Source organism: Saccharothrix espanaensis DSM 44229, from assembly GCF_000328705.1.
Taxonomy (GTDB): domain Bacteria; phylum Actinomycetota; class Actinomycetes; order Mycobacteriales; family Pseudonocardiaceae; genus Actinosynnema; species Actinosynnema espanaense.
The window spans coordinates 1,505,964-1,522,462 of the sequence record NC_019673.1; the positions used below are offsets into that span (position 1 = coordinate 1,505,964).

General features: G+C 71.1%; 21 protein-coding genes. 13 read left to right on the forward strand and 8 right to left on the reverse strand.

Annotation, left to right across the window (positions count from 1 at the left end):
* Positions 1-8: 8 nt before the first annotated feature.
* Entirely contained in the window at positions 9-269 is a 261-nt protein-coding gene (rpsT, locus tag BN6_RS07075; protein ID WP_041312187.1) for a 30S ribosomal protein S20, read from the reverse strand.
* A 202-nt stretch (positions 270-471) separates the two neighbouring features.
* Here rpsT and BN6_RS07080 point away from each other — a divergent pair, with 202 nt between their 5' ends.
* On the forward strand, positions 472-1,272 hold the full coding sequence (locus tag BN6_RS07080) for a sulfite exporter TauE/SafE family protein (RefSeq protein ID WP_015098880.1): 801 nt from the start codon (positions 472-474) through the stop codon (positions 1,270-1,272).
* Here the strand turns inward: BN6_RS07080 and BN6_RS07085 are convergent.
* The 3 genes from BN6_RS07085 to BN6_RS07095 all read right to left on the reverse strand — a co-directional run bounded on the left by BN6_RS07085 (position 1,241) and on the right by BN6_RS07095 (position 3,354).
* Positions 1,241-2,020 (reverse strand): VOC family protein, encoded by a 780-nt coding sequence (locus BN6_RS07085; protein WP_015098881.1) that lies wholly within the window; start codon positions 2,018-2,020, stop codon positions 1,241-1,243. The genes BN6_RS07080 and BN6_RS07085 overlap by 32 nt on opposite strands.
* Before the next feature lie 178 nt (positions 2,021-2,198).
* Positions 2,199-2,429, reverse strand: a complete 231-nt coding sequence (locus BN6_RS07090; protein WP_015098882.1) for a hypothetical protein — start codon at positions 2,427-2,429, stop codon at positions 2,199-2,201.
* Position 2,430: 1 nt separating this feature from the next.
* The gene (locus tag BN6_RS07095; RefSeq protein WP_015098883.1) at positions 2,431-3,354 is read right to left on the reverse strand and encodes an SPFH domain-containing protein; all 924 of its coding nucleotides are present in this window, start codon (positions 3,352-3,354) and stop codon (positions 2,431-2,433) included.
* 124 nt (positions 3,355-3,478) lie between these two features.
* Here BN6_RS07095 and BN6_RS07100 point away from each other — a divergent pair, with 124 nt between their 5' ends.
* From BN6_RS07100 to BN6_RS07125, 6 genes are all read left to right on the forward strand, one after another.
* Positions 3,479-4,570 (forward strand): winged helix DNA-binding domain-containing protein, encoded by a 1,092-nt coding sequence (locus tag BN6_RS07100; RefSeq protein WP_148302762.1) that lies wholly within the window; start codon positions 3,479-3,481, stop codon positions 4,568-4,570.
* Positions 4,571-4,603: 33 nt separating this feature from the next.
* Entirely contained in the window at positions 4,604-5,095 is a 492-nt protein-coding gene (locus BN6_RS07105; protein WP_015098885.1) for a GNAT family N-acetyltransferase, read from the forward strand.
* Positions 5,096-5,250: 155 nt separating this feature from the next.
* Positions 5,251-6,093 (forward strand): EamA family transporter, encoded by an 843-nt coding sequence (locus tag BN6_RS07110; protein WP_015098886.1) that lies wholly within the window; start codon positions 5,251-5,253, stop codon positions 6,091-6,093.
* Positions 6,094-6,105: 12 nt separating this feature from the next.
* Positions 6,106-6,474 carry a VOC family protein gene (locus tag BN6_RS07115; protein ID WP_015098887.1) on the forward strand — a complete coding sequence of 123 codons (369 nt, stop codon included), beginning with the start codon at positions 6,106-6,108 and terminating at the stop codon, positions 6,472-6,474.
* Between the two features lie 408 nt (positions 6,475-6,882).
* On the forward strand, positions 6,883-7,125 hold the full coding sequence (locus tag BN6_RS47640) for a hypothetical protein (RefSeq protein ID WP_041312190.1): 243 nt from the start codon (positions 6,883-6,885) through the stop codon (positions 7,123-7,125).
* A 93-nt stretch (positions 7,126-7,218) separates the two neighbouring features.
* Positions 7,219-7,461 carry a hypothetical protein gene (locus BN6_RS07125; RefSeq protein ID WP_015098889.1) on the forward strand — a complete coding sequence of 81 codons (243 nt, stop codon included), beginning with the start codon at positions 7,219-7,221 and terminating at the stop codon, positions 7,459-7,461.
* Here BN6_RS07125 and BN6_RS07130 read toward each other — a convergent pair.
* Positions 7,458-7,892: a type II toxin-antitoxin system PemK/MazF family toxin gene (locus tag BN6_RS07130; protein WP_015098890.1), complete on the reverse strand. Its 435-nt coding sequence runs from the start codon at positions 7,890-7,892 to the stop codon at positions 7,458-7,460. The two genes, BN6_RS07125 and BN6_RS07130, sit on opposite strands and share 4 nt — an antisense overlap.
* 106 nt (positions 7,893-7,998) lie before the next feature.
* Here BN6_RS07130 and lepA point away from each other — a divergent pair, with 106 nt between their 5' ends.
* From lepA to BN6_RS07150, 4 genes are all read left to right on the forward strand, one after another.
* A complete protein-coding gene (gene lepA, locus BN6_RS07135; protein ID WP_015098891.1) occupies positions 7,999-9,840 on the forward strand; it encodes a translation elongation factor 4 in 1,842 nt (613 codons plus the stop codon).
* A gap of 88 nt (positions 9,841-9,928) precedes the next feature.
* Entirely contained in the window at positions 9,929-10,357 is a 429-nt protein-coding gene (locus BN6_RS46510; RefSeq protein WP_041312193.1) for a hypothetical protein, read from the forward strand.
* Positions 10,358-10,502: 145 nt separating this feature from the next.
* A complete protein-coding gene (locus BN6_RS07145) occupies positions 10,503-11,054 on the forward strand; it encodes a Uma2 family endonuclease (protein WP_331712632.1) in 552 nt (183 codons plus the stop codon).
* A gap of 7 nt (positions 11,055-11,061) precedes the next feature.
* Entirely contained in the window at positions 11,062-11,508 is a 447-nt protein-coding gene (locus tag BN6_RS07150; protein WP_015098894.1) for a Uma2 family endonuclease, read from the forward strand.
* A gap of 46 nt (positions 11,509-11,554) precedes the next feature.
* Here BN6_RS07150 and BN6_RS07155 read toward each other — a convergent pair whose 3' ends face one another.
* Together BN6_RS07155 and BN6_RS07160 are read right to left on the reverse strand one after the other, a co-directional pair.
* Positions 11,555-11,767 (reverse strand): hypothetical protein, encoded by a 213-nt coding sequence (locus BN6_RS07155; RefSeq protein ID WP_015098895.1) that lies wholly within the window; start codon positions 11,765-11,767, stop codon positions 11,555-11,557.
* Between the two features lie 85 nt (positions 11,768-11,852).
* Positions 11,853-12,284 (reverse strand): HD domain-containing protein, encoded by a 432-nt coding sequence (locus tag BN6_RS07160; protein WP_041316241.1) that lies wholly within the window; start codon positions 12,282-12,284, stop codon positions 11,853-11,855.
* Between the two features lie 86 nt (positions 12,285-12,370).
* On the opposite strand from BN6_RS07160, the gene BN6_RS07165 reads away from it, so the two are divergent.
* Positions 12,371-13,894, forward strand: a complete 1,524-nt coding sequence (locus tag BN6_RS07165; RefSeq protein WP_015098897.1) for a chitinase — start codon at positions 12,371-12,373, stop codon at positions 13,892-13,894.
* A 58-nt stretch (positions 13,895-13,952) separates the two neighbouring features.
* Here the strand turns inward: BN6_RS07165 and BN6_RS07170 are convergent, their stop codons facing one another.
* Positions 13,953-15,383, reverse strand: coding sequence for an alkaline phosphatase D family protein (locus BN6_RS07170; protein ID WP_231905109.1), 1,431 nt, complete (start codon positions 15,381-15,383; stop codon positions 13,953-13,955).
* Between the two features lie 71 nt (positions 15,384-15,454).
* Between BN6_RS07170 and BN6_RS07175 the strand changes: the two genes are divergently transcribed.
* On the forward strand, positions 15,455-16,492 hold the full coding sequence (locus BN6_RS07175; protein WP_015098899.1) for an NAD(P)H-dependent flavin oxidoreductase: 1,038 nt from the start codon (positions 15,455-15,457) through the stop codon (positions 16,490-16,492).
* The last annotated feature ends 7 nt before the right edge of the window (positions 16,493-16,499 follow it).

Genomic DNA, 16,499 nt, shown 5'->3' on the forward strand with positions numbered 1-16,499 from the left:
CCGGGTGATCAGATCTGGTTGGCGCGCCGGGCCAGGGCCGACTTCTTGTTGGCGGCCTGGTTGGCGTGGATCACGCCCTTGGTGACGGCCTTGTCGAGCTTGCGGGAGGCCTCGCGGGCCAGGGCGACAGCCTTGTCCTTGTCGCCGGCCTCGGCGGCCTCGCGGAACTTGCGGATCGCGGTCTTCAGCGACGACTTGACGGCCTTGTTGCGCAGGCGCGCCTTCTCGTTCGTCTTGATCCGCTTGAGCTGGGACTTGATGTTCGCCACGCGAAAGCCACCGTTTCCTTGGTCTCTGGGTTCGCATCGCGCTGTGATCGGCCCCACGCGAGGTGGGCTTTCCTCCATTGCGGAATGCCGCGCGATACGGCTGTAGAGGCTATCAGGGCTGCTCGCGGGGGCGTTAACCGGTCCTCGCGGCGGTCCTCGCCAGAGAAAAACAGTACAGCTGTCCGGTTACCCTGTTCAGGTGATGACCGCTCTTGACTGGCCCGGGTTCGGCCAGGTGTCGCTCGCCGGTCTCCTCTTCCTCTGCGTGGCCGCCGCCCTCGCCGGCGCGGTGGACGCGGTGGTGGGCGGGGGAGGGCTGATCCAGCTACCCGCGTTGTTGCTGGTCGGGCCCGGTGGGCAGCCGCTCTACGCGTTGGCCACGAGCAAGGTCGCCGCTGTGGTCGGCACGGCCTCCGCGGTCGGTGCGTACGCGCGGCAGACGTCGATCGACTGGGCGTCGGCGATCCCGATGGCGGTGGCGGCGTTCGCCGGGGCCACGGGTGGCGCGGCGTTCGCGGGGGCGTTGGAGCCGGGGGTGCTCAACGGTGTGGTGTTGGTCGCGCTGGTGGGGGTCGGGCTCTACACGTGGCGCAAGCCGGAACTCGGCGTGGCCGAGACGCCGCGGTTCGGGCGGGCCGCCCAGATCGGCGTGATGGTCACCGGCGGCGCGGTGGTCGGGTTCTACGACGGGCTGGCCGGGCCGGGCACCGGGACTTTCCTGGTGTTCCTGCTGGTGGGGCTGGTCGGGTTCGCGTTCCTGCGGGCGTCGGCGACCGCCAAGATCATCAACGTCGCGACGAACCTGGGCGCGCTGCTCTACTTCATCCCCACCGGCAAGGTGCTGTGGGGGCTCGCGTTGGTGCTGGCGGTCTGCAACCTCGGCGGCGCGGTGTTCGGGGCGCGGCTGGCGGTGCGGCGGGGGTCCGCGTTCGTCCGCCGGGTGTTCTTGACCGTGGTCGTGGCACTGGTGGTCAGCCTGGGCTGTAAGGCGGCACTTGGATGACCTTGAACGTCGCACCCATCGGGTCGCCCAGGGTGGCGAACCTGCCGAACAGCGAATCGGCGACCGCGCCCACCGGGATGCCGCCCAGGTCGCGTGCCCTGGCCACGGTTTCGTCCACATCGGACACCTGGAAGTAGGCCATCCAGTGCGGCGGGATCTCCGCCGGGATGCCCTTGTCCATGCCGAACACGCCGCCCACGGTGTGGCCGTCGACCTGGAGTTGGGTGTACGGGAAGTCCGGTAGCGGCTCCAGCCCGAACCCGAACACCTGGCGGTAGAACTCGGTCGCGCCGTCCGGGTCGCGGGTGGCCAGTTCGTTCCACACCACCGCGCCCGGCTCGTTGACCACGTACGCGCCGATGTGCTCGCCCGCCTCCCACAGCCCGAACGCCGCGCCGGTCGGGTCGATCGTGATCGCGCCCCGGCCTGGTCCACCGGTGTCGAACTCGGGCACCAGGACCTTGCCGCCGGCCGCCGCGATCCGTTCCAGCGTCTCGTCCAGGTCGTCGGTGGCCAGATAGGTCGTCCACACGACCGGGAACATGACGTCGGGCGGCATCTCGCCGAAGCCCGCCACCGGCCGGCCGCGCACCAGGGCCAGCGTGTAGTAGCCGGTCTCCTGGTCGCCGATCTCGAAGTCCCAGCCGAACAGTGCTCCGTAGAAGTCCATGGTGGCCACGCGGTCGGTGGTCATCATGTCCACCCACGCGGGGGTGCCCGGTGCGTACGGGGCGTTCAGCTCGCTCATCCGGCCAACGGTCGCACCGGGGGCGGTGGGCCGCTAGTCGATCACTCCGCCTCGGGGACGGTCGGGGGAGCGGGTTGTTGGGGGACAACGGGCTTTCCGTCGAAGCGGTGTGTGGCGCGCGGACGCGCCCGCCCGGCCGTCTCCCCCTGGAAACGGCCGGGCGGGCGTGGTGCCGGAGTCAGTCGTCCGGCGGGTTCTCCGACTCCTCCGGTCGGGCGTCCTTGCGGGGTCTGCCGCGCCTGGGCTGGGCGGCCGCACCGGAGGGGAGTCGGCCGCTCTCGGCCAGCGCCCGCCGGAGCAGGAACTCGATCTGGGCGTTGGTGCTGCGCAGCTCGTCGTTCGCCCACCTGGTCAACGCGTCGTGCACGGCGGGGTCGAGGCGGAGCAGGACGCTCTTGCGCTCGCCCACGTCAGTGGTACAGCGATCCGGCGTTCACGACGGGTTGCGTCGACCGGTCACCGCACAGCACCACGAGCAGGTTCGACACCATGGCCGCCTTGCGCTCCTCGTCCAGTTCCACCACGTTGTTCTCGGCCAGCTTCTCCAGCGCCAGTTCCACCATGCCGACCGCGCCCTCCACGATCCGCTGCCGGGCCGCGACGACCGCGCCCGCCTGCTGCCGCTGGAGCATCGCGTGGGCGATCTCCGGGGCGTAGGCGAGGTGGGTCAGCCTCGATTCGATCACCTTGACGCCGGCCGCCTGCACCCGGGCCGCGATCTCCACCGACAGGGTCTCGGTGATCTCGTCCGCGTTCTCCCGCAGCGACAGCCCGCCCTCCACGTGGTTGTCGTACGGGTAGCTGGTGGCGATGTGCCGCACGGCCGTCTCGGTCTGGATGCCGACGAACCGCACGAAGTCGTCCACCTCGAACTTCGCCCGCGCGGTGTCGTCCACCTGCCACACCACGACCGCCGCGATCTCGATCGGGTTGCCGTCGGCGTCGTTGACCTTCAGCGCGGCCGTCTCGTGGTTGCGGATCCTGGTCGACACCTTCACCTTCGTGGTGAACGGGTTCGCCCAGCGCAGGCCGTCGGCGCGGACCGTGCCGGTGTAGCGGCCCAGGAACTGGAGCACCCGCGCCTCGCCGGGCGCGACGGTGAACAGCCCGACCCCGGTGACGAGGCCCGCGCCGATGATCAGCGCGCCGCCGACGATCTGCACCGCGCTCGGCTCGCCGGGCCCGAACGCGAACCCGAGCACGGTCAGCGCGGCCCCGCCCAGGACCAGTGCGGCGGAGATGCCCAGCGCGGCCCAGCCGGACACCTCCGACGCCCCGCGCTCACGTACGGCCGGTGCGGGCATCCGCACGATCACATCGGTCGTCGCGTTCATCGCTTCCACCCCTCGTTGGTCTATCTCGTGCTTAGCAAAGTGATATCACTTTTTTGGCGACGCGGGCAAGTCGCCCGGCCAACAGGGACCAAAGCTGTCCGCAATGACCTCTACCGTGGGCGGCATGACCGAGGTCCTGAGCCGCCGCGCCGTCGGCCGCGCCACGCTGGCCCGCCAGTTCCTGCTCGAACGCACCACGCGGCCGGTCGCCGACGTCGTCTCCCACCTGGTCGGGCTCCAGGCGCAGACCCCGCACACCTGGTACACCGGGCTGTGGACGCGGATCGCGGACTTCCGCCCCGCCGACGCCGCCGACCTGCTGCGCGACCGCGGCCTGGTCCGGACGGCGCTGATGCGCTCCACGATCCACCTGGTCACCCCCGCCGACGCGCTCGGGCTGCGCCCGCTCGTCCAGCCCGCGCTGGACCGGGACCTGTTCCACAACCACACCCACCGCAAGGACGTCGACGGGCTCGACGTCGACGCCGTGGTCGCCGCCGGGCGGGAGGTCCTGGCCGAGCGGCCGCGCACCAACAAGGAACTCGGCGCCCTGCTCCACGAGACGTGGCCCGACCGCGCGCCCGCCGCGCTCGCCTACGCCGTCCGCTGCCTGGTCCCGCTGGTCCAAGTCCCGCCGCGCGGACTGTGGGGCCGCAGCGGGCCGATCGCGCACACCAGCGTGGAGACGTGGCTGGGCTCCGGCGTCACCGACCGGCCGTCCGCGACCGACATGGTCCGCCGCTACCTCGCCGCGTTCGGCCCGGCCACCGTGAACGACGTGCAGACGTGGGCGCGCCTGACCAGGCTGCGCGAGGTGGTCGAGCAACTGCCGCTGGTCCGGTTCACCGACGAAGACGGCCAGGAGCTGTTCGACCTGCCCGACGCCCCGCGACCCGACGAGGACACCCCGGCCCCGGTGCGCTTCCTGTACGACTTCGACAACCTGCTGCTGTCGCACGCCGACCGCCGCCGCGTGGTGACCGCCGACGTGAAAGCGCGCCAGTACAACCCGCACGGCCCAGTGCCGCAGTTCTTCCTGGTCGACGGCGTGACCGCGGGCGACTGGCGGGTCGTGCGCACCAAGGAGTCGGCCACCCTGGAACTGCGGCCGTTCCACCGGCTGCCCGCTCCGGACGAGGTCGAGCGCGAGGGATCGGCGCTGCTGGCCTTCCTCGCTCCCGACGTGCCCGCGCACGACGTCCGGATCCTGCACTGACCAACCTCCGACAACCCGGTGCGTCCTGACTGCATGGGGACGATCACCATCCGCACGCCCGTCGAGGCCGATTCGCCGGCGATCGTCCAGCTGCACGTGAAGGCCCGTCGCAGCTACTACGAGGGCCACCTGCCCGAGACCGAACTGGCCGAGTGGGAGACGTCGGTCCGCGCGTCCGACTACCGCTTCACCGGCCCGGACCGCACGTGGCTGTGCGCTGAACTCGACGGCGTCGTGGTCGGGTTCGCGCTGGTCCGCGCCGACGAACTGCTCCAAGTCCAAGTCGATCCCGCGTACTGGGGAAGGAGCGTGGGGCGCGCGCTGCTCGACGCGTGTGCCGCGATCTGGCGGGACGCCGATGTCACCACGGCCCGGCTGGAGGTGTTCGAGCCCAACGCCCGCGCCCGCCGCCTCTACGCCGCCAACGGCTGGCACGAACAGGGCGTGAGCGAAGGCCCCAACCCCCACGTCCGGATGACCTTCGCCGTGTCACGGCCGGGTACGGTGGGCGGTGACAGTGCCTAGGGTTCCGCCACCGTCCGTCCGATGACCCACAACCAGGACGGTGGGACCGGTCCGAGCGGCACCGCCGGGACCTGCCACGGGCCCCGGTCATCTGACGGGACAAAAGCCTGGAGGAACCCGGCTGCCGCGTGCGCGGGAGTCAGAAGGGTCCTGGGATGTCCCCGGTCGCTGTCCTGCTCGTGCTCGCCGCCGCGTTCGCGCACGCCGGCTGGAACCTGGCCGCCAAGCGCGTCCCGGACGGCGGGGCTCTGTTCGTCTGGCTCAACGCCACCCTGTCGGCCGCGCTGATAGTCCCGATCGTCCTGATCACGGCGACCCCGTCGTGGGCCTGGGTGGTCCCGCTCGGCGGCAGCGGCCTGCTGCACCTGGCGTACTTCCTGCTGCTGCAACGGGGATACGCGACTGGCGACATGTCCGTGGTCTACCCGCTCGCCCGGGGGACCGGCCCGTTGCTCACGGTCGTGCTGGCGATCGTGGTGTTCCACGAAGAACCCCACGTGCTCGGACTGCTCGGTGCCGCCGCCGTGGTGCTCGGCGTGCTGGTGATCGGGTCCGGCGGCGGCACCGGTGGCAGCCGGAAAGCCGGGATCGTCTACGGCGTGACCACGGGCGTGGTGATCACCGGCTACACGCTGTGGGACGCGCACGCCGTCAACGCCGCCGCGATCGCGCCTGTCGTGCTCCTGGCCGGCTCCACTGTCACCGAGAGCGTCCTGCTCGCGCCTTACGCGCTGAGCCGTCGCGAACAAGCCGTGGCGTTGCTGCGCAAGCACTGGCGGGAGATCTGCGTGGTCGCCGTGCTCTCACCGGCCGCGTACGTGCTGGTGCTGTTCGCGATGACGCTCGCACCGGTCAGCCTCGTGGCACCCGCGCGTGAACTCAGCATCGTGGTCGGCAGCGTCCTGGCGTGGCTTGTCCTGGGCGAACCGAACCCGCTGCGCAGGCTCTCCGGCGCACTGATCGTGGTCGCCGGGGTGGCGGCGATCGCCCTGGCGTGATCCGCTCTGTTCATGGAGGTGCTGAGCAGTCGCGTGTTGTTGAGGTCGCGGGACCCGGAACGGGCCCGCGCGTTCTACCGGGACGTTCTGGGGCTCGCCGTGTACCGGGAGTTCCCCGGAGGCACGGTGTTCTTCCTCGGCAGCGGTTTCCTGGAGGTGTCCGGGCGGTCCGACGACCCGCCGACGGCCGCCGTGCAACTCTGGCTCCAGGTTCGCGACCTGCGCGCGACGGCCGCCGAACTGGCCGCCCACGTGGTGCGCGAGCCGCGCCGGGAGCCGTGGGGGCTGGATGAGGCGTGGATCGCCGACCCCGACGGGGTGCGGATAGCGCTGGTGGAGATCCCGCCGGAGCACCCGATACGGCGGGACGTCCGCGAGTAGCCCGACGGCGGCCGGCAGCATTCCGCCGTACTGCCGCAACGACGTGCGCACGTCATTGCGGCCGACCGCCGGGCCTGGCCACCCGCAACAGCTCGTGGAACGCGGCCGGCCGGTCGTCTTACAGCTGGAGGTTGCCCGCGGGCCTCGTCCACCTTGCCGCGCGAATGGCCGAACGCCACGTCGAACGCCTTCGTCTGTTTGGAGGGCGCCGCCATGGCCAAGCACAACACCGACCGAGCCCGTCCCGCCGGCACCAGCCCCTCCACCACCGAGCGCACGCTCTCCGGCGTCACGTTCGAAGGTGCGCCCGGCTACGCGCGACCTCAAGTCGGAGTTGTTCCTGCTGGCCTTCTACGAGACCGCCGACGGACGCGACAGCCGCTGGCATGGCTGCGCGACGGCGCGAACATGCGCACCGGGTCTGTCGTCGGCGCGGCGGAGTTCGTGCGCGCCCGCCTCGACGCGGCTCGCGACGGCCTGCCCGTGGACGACAGCGTGACCAGCCGGTCCGTGGTGGACAGCGTGCTCCAGCACGCCGACGAGCCCGGCGAGCTGCTGGCGTACTGGACCACGCGGTACGGCCGCGCGATCCCGAAGCCGGTCAAGCGCGGCGGGGCTCGCTGGTCCTCATCGACACCTCGGCGTCAATGACCCGGGCCAACATCTCGGCGCGGTCGATGGTCACGCCGGCCAAGGCGGCGGCGGTGTTCGGGGTGGCGCTCGCGGCCAAGGGAGGACGTCGACGTGCGCGGGTTCGCCAGTGGCGAGTTCCGGCACAAGCTCACCCGCGCCGGGTCGGTGATCCGTGAGGTGGCGCGGTTCCTCAAGCGGATCGGGGACGTTGAGCACGGGACGGACATCGTCGGCGTCGTGCGGCGCAGCTACGACGGGCACGACCGGGTCTTCATCATCCCGGACATGCAGACCATGTCCGGGCGCGGCAGGGCGTGCCGGACCCGGCGCCGGCACCCGGAGATCCCGGACTAGCGCCAGCCGAGCCCGCGCAGGGCGTCCACGACCAGCGAGAACCGCTCGGGCTCCAGCACCGAGCCCTCGCGGCGGATGTCGTCCTCGTCGAGTTCGAAGACCCGGTCCAGCCGCAGGTAGGACTCGCGGTTGTCGCGGTCCCAGCGGCCCGCGCCCAGCGGCAGGAACTCGTCCACCTCGTCCCGGTCGGGGGCCTTGCTGGTCAGCATCAGGGCCAGCAGGGCCCGCCGGCGCCGGCCGACGACCAGCAGCGGGCGGTCCTTGCCGCGGTCGGGGTCCTCCTCGTAGGGCACCCAGGCCCAGACGACCTCGCCCGGGTCGGCCAGGCCGTCCAGGTCGGGGGAGTACTCCAGGGACGCTGCGGCGGCGGCCGGGTGGATCTCGCGCACCGCACCCTTGGTCGGGCGCGGGTCCTCACCGTTCGTGTACACGGCGGGACAGCCTATGGCCTCGGTCACGCCGGGGTGGAACAGCAGGTCGGCGGGACGTGAGAGGATGAGTCGATACCCCTCTGTCCGTCCCGTGCGAGGAACCTGAGTGAGCACGTTCGCCGATCAGACGTTCACGCCTCCGGAGCTCATCCGGAACTTCTGCATCATCGCGCACATCGACCACGGCAAGTCGACCCTGGCCGACCGCATGTTGCAGCTCACCGGCGTGGTCGAGGAGCGGGCGATGCGCGCGCAGTACCTCGACCGCATGGACATCGAGCGGGAGCGCGGCATCACCATCAAGGCGCAGAACGTGCGCCTGCCGTGGCAGTTCGACGGCCAGGACATCGTCCTGCACATGATCGACACGCCCGGTCACGTCGACTTCACCTACGAGGTGTCGCGGGCGCTGGAGGCGTGCGAGGGCGCGGTGCTGCTGGTCGACGCGGCGCAGGGCATCGAGGCGCAGACGCTGGCCAACCTGTACCTGGCGATGGAGAACGACCTCACCATCATCCCGGTGCTGAACAAGATCGACCTGCCGGCCGCGGACCCGGACAAGTACGCCAAGGAGCTCGCGCACATCGTCGGCTGCGAGCCCGACGAGGTGCTGCGCGTCTCGGCGAAGACCGGGCTCGGCGTCGGCGAACTGCTGGACGAGGTCGTGCGCAAGGTGCCGGCGCCGGTCGGCGCGGCCGACGCGCCCGCCCGCGCGATGATCTTCGACTCGGTGTACGACACCTACCGGGGCGTGGTCACCTACATCCGGGTCGTGGACGGCCGCATCACCCCGCGTGAGCGGATCAGGATGATGTCCACCGGCGCGACCCACGAGCTGCTGGAAGTCGGCATCATCTCGCCCGAGCCCAAGCCCAGCCGGGGCCTGGGCGTCGGCGAGGTCGGCTACCTGATCACCGGTGTGAAGGACGTCCGCCAGTCCAAGGTCGGCGACACCGTGACCTGGGAGAAGAAGGGCGCGACCGAGCCGCTGGCCGGCTACCGCGAGCCCCGCCCGATGGTCTACTCCGGGCTGTACCCGGTGGACGGCTCGGACTACCCGGAGCTGCGCGAGGCGCTGGAGAAGCTCCAGCTCAACGACGCCGCGCTGACCTTCGAGCCGGAGACCTCCGCGGCCCTGGGCTTCGGCTTCCGCTGCGGCTTCCTCGGCCTGCTGCACCTGGAGATCACCCGCGACCGGCTGGAGCGCGAGTTCGGCCTGGACCTCATCTCCACCGCGCCCAACGTGGTCTACCGGGTGGTCATGGAGGACGGCACCGAGCACGTGGTGACCAACCCGTCGGACTGGCCCGACGGCAAGCGGGCCGAGGTGTACGAGCCGATCACCAAGTGCACGATCATCGCGCCCAGCGACTACATCGGCGCGATCATGGAGCTGTGCCAGTCCAAGCGCGGCCAGCTCGGCGGCATGGACTACCTGTCCGAGGACCGGGTCGAGCTGCGCTACACCATGCCGCTCGGTGAGATCATCTTCGACTTCTTCGACGCGCTGAAGTCCCGCACCCGCGGCTACGCCTCGCTGGACTACGAGGAGTCCGGCGAGCAGGACGCGGAGCTGGTCAAGGTCGACATCCTGCTGCAGGGCGAGCCGGTGGACGCGTTCAGCGCGATCGTCCACAAGGACTACGCCTACGCCTACGGCACCCGGATGGCGACGAAGCTGCGCGAGCTGATCCCGCGCCAGCAGTTCGAGGTGCCGATCCAGGCGGCCGTCGGGGCGCGGGTGATCGCCCGCGAGACGATCCGCGCGATCCGCAAGGACGTCCTCGCCAAGTGCTACGGCGGTGACATCACCCGGAAGCGGAAGCTGCTGGAGAAGCAGAAGGAAGGCAAGAAGCGGATGAAGATGGTCGGCCGCGTCGAGGTGCCGCAGGAGGCCTTCGTCGCCGCGCTGTCCACCGACGATTCGGGCAAGGACAAGAAGAAGTAACGCTTCCCCGAACTCTGACCCGACCGGCGGCGCGGGCCGGTCGGGGGCGCTCACCATGGTGGGCGGTACCCGGTCTCAGGGGGACGGTGTGGAGCACGCGTTGAAGGGCTACCTCGACGGGCGGCTGGCCCCCGCGCAGTTCGCGATCCGGTACGTGATCCAGGGGCCGTCCGGGACGACCGAGGCGCGCTTCGCGGGCACCGGCGAGTACCGGCTCAGCTCCACCGTGACGGCCGACCACCGGCCGCGCTCGTTCATCGGCCGGATGGGCCCGCACGACGTTCGGGAGCTCGCCCTGGTGGCGTTGCGGGCCGGTCTGTGGCGGGCCGCGCACGTGGGGTCGGTGGACGGCGGGGCCGAGACGCGGATCGACGTGACGGCCGGGGAGCAGACGTTCTCCGTGGTGCTGTGGACGTCGGAGACGGCCGAGGTCCGGTCGTTCGACCAGGTCCAGCAGCGCATCCTGCGGCTGGTGCACCGGCTCACCGGCGGGGCGGTCCAGGAAGTCGGCCGCTGACCGGCGATTCCACGAATTGATCGGCGCTTGCTGATCTGAATTCCGCCTGTCCCCTTTCGGGGGATGGTGTGAAATCAATGGTGGAATCACTTTTCCCCTCTGCCATGGTTGGCGAACCAAGCAGAAAGGGGGGACCATGACTGTCATGCGACAAGACATCGGCGAACGTCCCTACACGGTCGATGACCTGGAGGACATGCCCGATGACGGCCGGCGGTACGAGCTCATCGACGGGATGCTCCTCGTGAGCCCGGCACCGGCGCTGCGTCATCAGAAGATCGTGGCGAAGTTGATAGTGATGCTGGACGCCTTGTGCCCGGAAGGGATGCACGTGCTGCCCGCGCCGTTCGCCGTGCGGCACTCCCGGACGACCGAGGTGCAGCCGGACCTGCTGGTGGCCCGTGAAGAGGACTTCACCGACAAGCTGCTGCCGGTCGCGCCGCTGCTCGTCGTGGAGGTGTTGTCGCCGAGTTCGGTCATGACCGACACGAACCTCAAGAAGTCGCTGTACGAGCGGATGGGCGTGCCGAGCTACTGGGTGGTCGACCCCCGGCAGCCGATGCTCGACGTGTTCGAGCTGAATGCCGAAGGCCGCTACGAATTGGTGTCCGTGGTGAAGGGCGACCAGGCGTTCGAGGCCGTGCGGCCGTTTCCGGTCCGGGTTGTTCCGGTCGAGTTGTTGGGGACCTTGAAATGACCGGACGTTGACGGTCGGCTCGGGCCCGTCCGCTTGGCGGGCGGGCCTCCGGGTCGCTGCGGCGCTGGAGGCGGCGTGTCCGCCCGGCCTCGTGGTCGTGCCCGCGCCGTTCGCGGTGCGGGCGTCCCGGGCGGACGGGGTCTGGCCGGACGTCCTGGTGGTTCGGGACGAGAAGTCGACCGAGGTGCTGTCGCCGGTCGCGCCGCTGCTGGTCGTGGACGTCGTCCCGCCCGGCTGCGCGGTGGACGACGCGAACGCCAGGAAGTCGGCGTACGAGCGGATGGGCGTGGAGTGCTACTGGCGGGTCGACCCGGTCACGTCGCTGGTCACCGTCTGCGAGTTGGACGACGACGGCCGCTACGGGCCGGTGACCGAGGTGGCCGGGACCGAGGTGTTCGACGCCGTGCGGCCGTTCCCGGTGCGGATCGTGGCCGGGGGTTCGGCCCGGAGATGACGGAAGGGCCTTCAGGAAGAGTCCTGAAGGCCCTCGCAGTGCCGGCCTAGCGGCTGAAGCGGTAGGTCGTGTGGAGGCGGAGGATCGCTTCCACCTCCCGGGTCTCGGACTCCGGGTGGCGGGCGATCGTGGCTTCCAGGTCCAGCCGGTCGCTCGGGCTGTCGTAGGCGGCCAGTTCGCGGCTCAACTCCGCGGTGCGCCGGCGCAGGTCGCGGCGGGTGGTGAAGTAGGTGCGGACGTGGTCGAGCGTCTTCGTCATGGTGCCTTTCGGGACTTCTTTATCGGTTCACCTCCATTGTGTCGCACGTCAGGGGCTCGCGCCGCCGTCCGCGCGGTGACTTCCACTACGCGTGCTGGTCGAGCAGGTCCAGCGCGCGGGCGTACTTCGCCAGCAGGCGGTCCCGGGTGGGCTGGTCCAGCAGCGCCATCCGGGGCGGGGACGTGTTGTCGGCGATGTCGGCCCGCTTGACCACGAGCGCGACCGGATCGGCCGAGACCCGGCGCAGGTAGTCCTCCTGGGGCTCGCCCTCGCGGTGGCTCAGCGCGAGCACCGTCTCGACCACCTCCGGCGGGCAGCCCGCGGCCAGCAGGTCCTCGGCCGTGACGACGGTGTCCTCCACGACGTCGTGCAGCACGGCGGCCATCCGGGCGTGCTCGCCGGACACCCGGCCCATCACCCGCAGCGGGTGGCCGATGTACGGGTTGCCGGACTTGTCGACCTGTCCCTGGTGCGCCACGCGCGCGATTGCGACGGCGTCATCAACGGTGAACGTCATGCCGCTCATGTTCACACTCTTGACAAGCCCCAGTGGTCTAGTCCATTTTGCCAGTGGCCCACGTCACCGCTGGGCAAGGACGCCGAATGGACTTCGTGGAGGTGGACGTGGCTTCGAGGACTAGACGCGCTCTGGTCGCCGTGGTGGTGGGCTTGCTGGCCATGGCGGGCCTGACCTTGGTGGTGGCGGGCAGCGCGTCGGCCGCCAACCTGGTCGCCAACCCCGGTTTCGACGCCGGGAACACCAGCGGCTGGACGTGTTCCAACGCGACCGCTGTCAGCACGCCCAAGCGCAGCGGCTCGCACGCGCTGTCGGGCACCCCGGCGGGTTCGGACAACGCCCGCTGCTCCCAGACCATCGCCGTGCGGCCCAACACCGCGTACAAGCTCTCCGCGTGGGCGCAGGGCAGCTACGTCTACCTGGGCGTCACCGGCACCGGTAGCGGCGACAAGAGCACCTGGACGCCGGGCTCGGCCGCGTTCACGCAGCTCAACATCGACTTCACGACGGGCGCGTCCGCGTCCAGCGTCACGGTCTACGTGCACGGCTGGTACGGGCAGCCCGCGTACTTCGTGGACGACGTGAACCTGGACGGCCCCGGCACCCCACCGACCTCCACCACGACCACGACGCCCACCAGCACCAGCACCTCGACGTCCACCACGACGACGACCACCACCACGACCACCACGACGACGACCGGCAACCCCGACCCGACGCTGCCGAAGCACGTGCTGACCGGCTACTGGCACAACTTCGACAACGGCTCGCGCGTGCTCAAGCTCGCCGACGTGCCCACCACGTACGACATCGTGGCGGTCGCGTTCGCCGACGCGGTGCCCGCGACCCGCGGTGCGGTCGCGTTCAACCTGGACCCGGTGCTGTCGAGCAAGCTCGGCGGCTACACCGACGCCCAGTTCAAGGCCGACATCCGGACCCTCCAGTCCCGCGGCCAGAAGGTGATCATCTCGGTCGGTGGCGAGAAGGGCACCATCTGGGCCGGTGACACCGCCTCGGCGACCGCGTTCGCCAACAGCGTCAAGACGCTGATCGCGAACTACGGCTTCGACGGCGTCGACATCGACCTGGAGAACGGCGTCAGCTCCACCTACATGGCGCAGGCGCTGCGCAGCATCCACGCGGGCGGCGGCAAGATCATCACGATGGCCCCGCAGACCATCGACATGCAGTCGACCGGCCAGGAGTACTTCAAGCTGGCGCTGGCCGTGAAGGACATCCTCACGGTCGTCAACATGCAGTTCTACAACTCGGGCACGATGCTGGGCTGCGACCAGAAGGTCTACTCGCAGGGCACCGTGGACTTCCTGGTGGCGCTGGCCTGCATCCAGCTGCAGAACGGGCTGCGCCCGGACCAGGTGGGCCTGGGCCTGCCCGCGTCGCCCTCGGGCGCGGGTGGCGGCTACCAGTCCGCGGCCAACGTCAACAAGGCGCTCGACTGCCTCGCCAAGGGCACCAACTGCGGCTCGTTCAAGCCGTCGCAGACCTGGCCGGGCATCCGGGGCGCGATGACGTGGTCGATCAACTGGGACGCGTCCAGCGGCTGGGGGTTCTCGAACACGGTGGCGCCTCACCTCGACACGCTGCCGTGACCTGAGGGGACGCTCCCCGGCCCGCCTTGCGGCGGCGGGCCGGGGAGCGTTCCGCTGGTCAGGACAGCCGCTGCGACCCGGACCCGACGGTGACCGACTTGGCCAGGGTCGCGGGGGAGTCCCGGCGGGTCCGGTCGGCCAGGAAGTACCAGTCCAGCCGGATCCGGGCGGCGGTCACGTCGAGCACCGCGTAGCCGTGCGAGTCCAGTTCGACCCACTTCAGGTGGCGGTTGAGGCCCAGCAGCGCGGCCTCGATCGCCAGGGACGTGGTGCGCGGCGGCGAGCCGGTCAGCTCGTCGATGTTGTCCGACGTCACCGACGGCACGACCAGTTCGGTCGCCAGGGGCGGGCGCACCGGGTAGCCGTCGCCCGGCACCTCGAACGCCCACGAGCAGTGCACGTCACCGGTCAGGAAGACGGTGTCGGCGATGTTCCGCTCGGCCGGCCACGACAGCACCGCGTCGCGGTCGTGCCGGTAGCCGTCCCACTGGTCCGGGTTGGTCTGGACGCCACCGGTCATGGTGCGGTCGGGGGTGTCCTGCTGTCCCGGTTCGAGTTGCCGGCTGCGGTAGCCGCGCAGGTCCAGCATGGTGATCTCGGCGAGCGTGCCGTAGCGCAGCCGCCGGTAGACGTGCTCGCCGTCGAACCGGACGGGCATCCACTCGCGGTAGGCGCGCAGTGCCGCCGCCTTGCGGTCGGCCCACGTGCCTTCGTCGCCTTCGGTGTGGCTGGGGGAACCGCCGGCCCACGCGTTGTCGGCGAACTCGTGGTCGTCGACGGTGATGATCCACGGGTAGGCGGCGTGCAGCTGCTGGAGGTCCGGGTCGGTCTGGTACTGCGCGTGGCGCTGCCGGTAGTCGGCCAGGGTCACGGTCTCGTGGGGCGGTTCGGCGGGCCGCAGCGGCACGGTGGTGCCGTCGTGGCCCTCGTACAGGTAGTCGCCCAGGTGCAGCACGGCGTCCAGGTCGTCGCGTTCGGCGAGGTGCCGGTAGGCGGCGAAGTGTCCGACACCCCAGTTCGAGCACGACACGACGCCGAACCGCAGCGCCTCGACGTCGGCCCGGCGGGAGGGCGCGGTCCGCGTGCGGCCGACCGGGGATCGGGTGCCGTCGTACGTGAAGCGGTAGTAGTACCGGCGGTTCGGGCGCAGCCCCGCCACGTCGAGTTTGACGGTGTGGTCGCGGTGCGGGCCGGTGCGTGCGCAACCGCGTGCCACGACACGTCTGAACGCCGCGTCGTCGGCGATCTCGTAGTCGACGGTGACGTCCGGGCCGCGCCCGGAGCCGGGGGTGGCGTCGTCTGTCGGGGTGACGCGGGTCCACAGGACGACGCGGTCGGGTAAGGGGTCGCCGGACGCGACCCCGTGGCGGAAGGCGGGTGAGGAGGCCGCGGCGGGCACGGCGGGAGCGAGCGCCACGACTCCGGCGATCGCGCCGAGCCGCAGCGCGTCCCTTCTGGGGTGTGTTCGTCTGGTGCGTGTCCGGTCCACCACTCGATCCCAACGCGATCCGGGGCCGTCTTGCCGGGAGTTCCGCCAAATGGCGGGTTATCGTCGGTGCCATGCTGGATCGACTCGAAGTCCCGGTGATCGCCGCACCGATGGCGGGCGGCGCGTCCACGCCGGAACTGGTCGCCGAGGTGGGCCGGGCGGGCGGGCTCGGGTTCCTGGCGGCCGGCTACCTGACCGCGGCGGCGCTCGCCGACCAGGTCGCCGCCACCTCGGCGGCGGCCGGGGACCGGTTCGGGGTCAACCTGTTCGTGCCCGGCCCGAAGTCCACTGTGGACTTGCGGGCGTACCGGGAACGGGTGCGCGCGCAGTCGCCGGCCGAGCCGGGCGAACCGCGCTGGGACGACGACGACTACGCGGCGAAGCTGGAACTGGTGATGGCGCTGCGGGTGCCGGTGGTCTCGTTCACCTTCGGCCTGCCCGACGCGCACGACGTGGCGCGGCTGCACGCGGCCGGGACGACGGTCGTGGTCACCGTCACCACGCCCGCCGAAGCCCGCCAGGCCGCGCAGGTCGGGGCGGACGCGTTGTGCGTGCAGGGTTGTGACGCCGGCGGGCACCGCGGCACGTTCGCCGACGACGGGGTCTCGCCGGGCGGCGGCGAGCTGTTCGGCGTACTGGCCGCCCTCCGGCTGGTCCGCGCCCGGGTGGACCTGCCGCTGATCGCGACCGGCGGGCTGGTGCACGGCGCGGACGTGGCCGCGGTGCTGGCCGCGGGCGCGGTGGCGGCCCAGCTCGGCACCGCGTTCCTGGCCTGCCCGGAAGCCGGCACCAACCCGGTGCACCGCGCGGCGCTCGCCGACGGCACCCGGCGCACCGCGTTGACCAGGGCGTTCAGCGGGCGTCCGGCACGGGGGCTGGTGAACCGGTTCCTCACCGAGAACAGCCCGGCCGCACCGGCGGCCTACCCGCAGGTGCACCACCTGACCAAGCCGGTGCGCGCGACCGGCGACCCGGAGCTGATGTCGCTGTGGGCCGGGCAGACCTACGCGCTGGTCCGACCGGCCCCGGCGGCGGAGGTGGTGGCCCGGCTGCACACCGAGGCGCGCCAGGCGCTGGCCGCCGCGAGCCGGCGGATTCCGCCGCTGTAGCGACGCG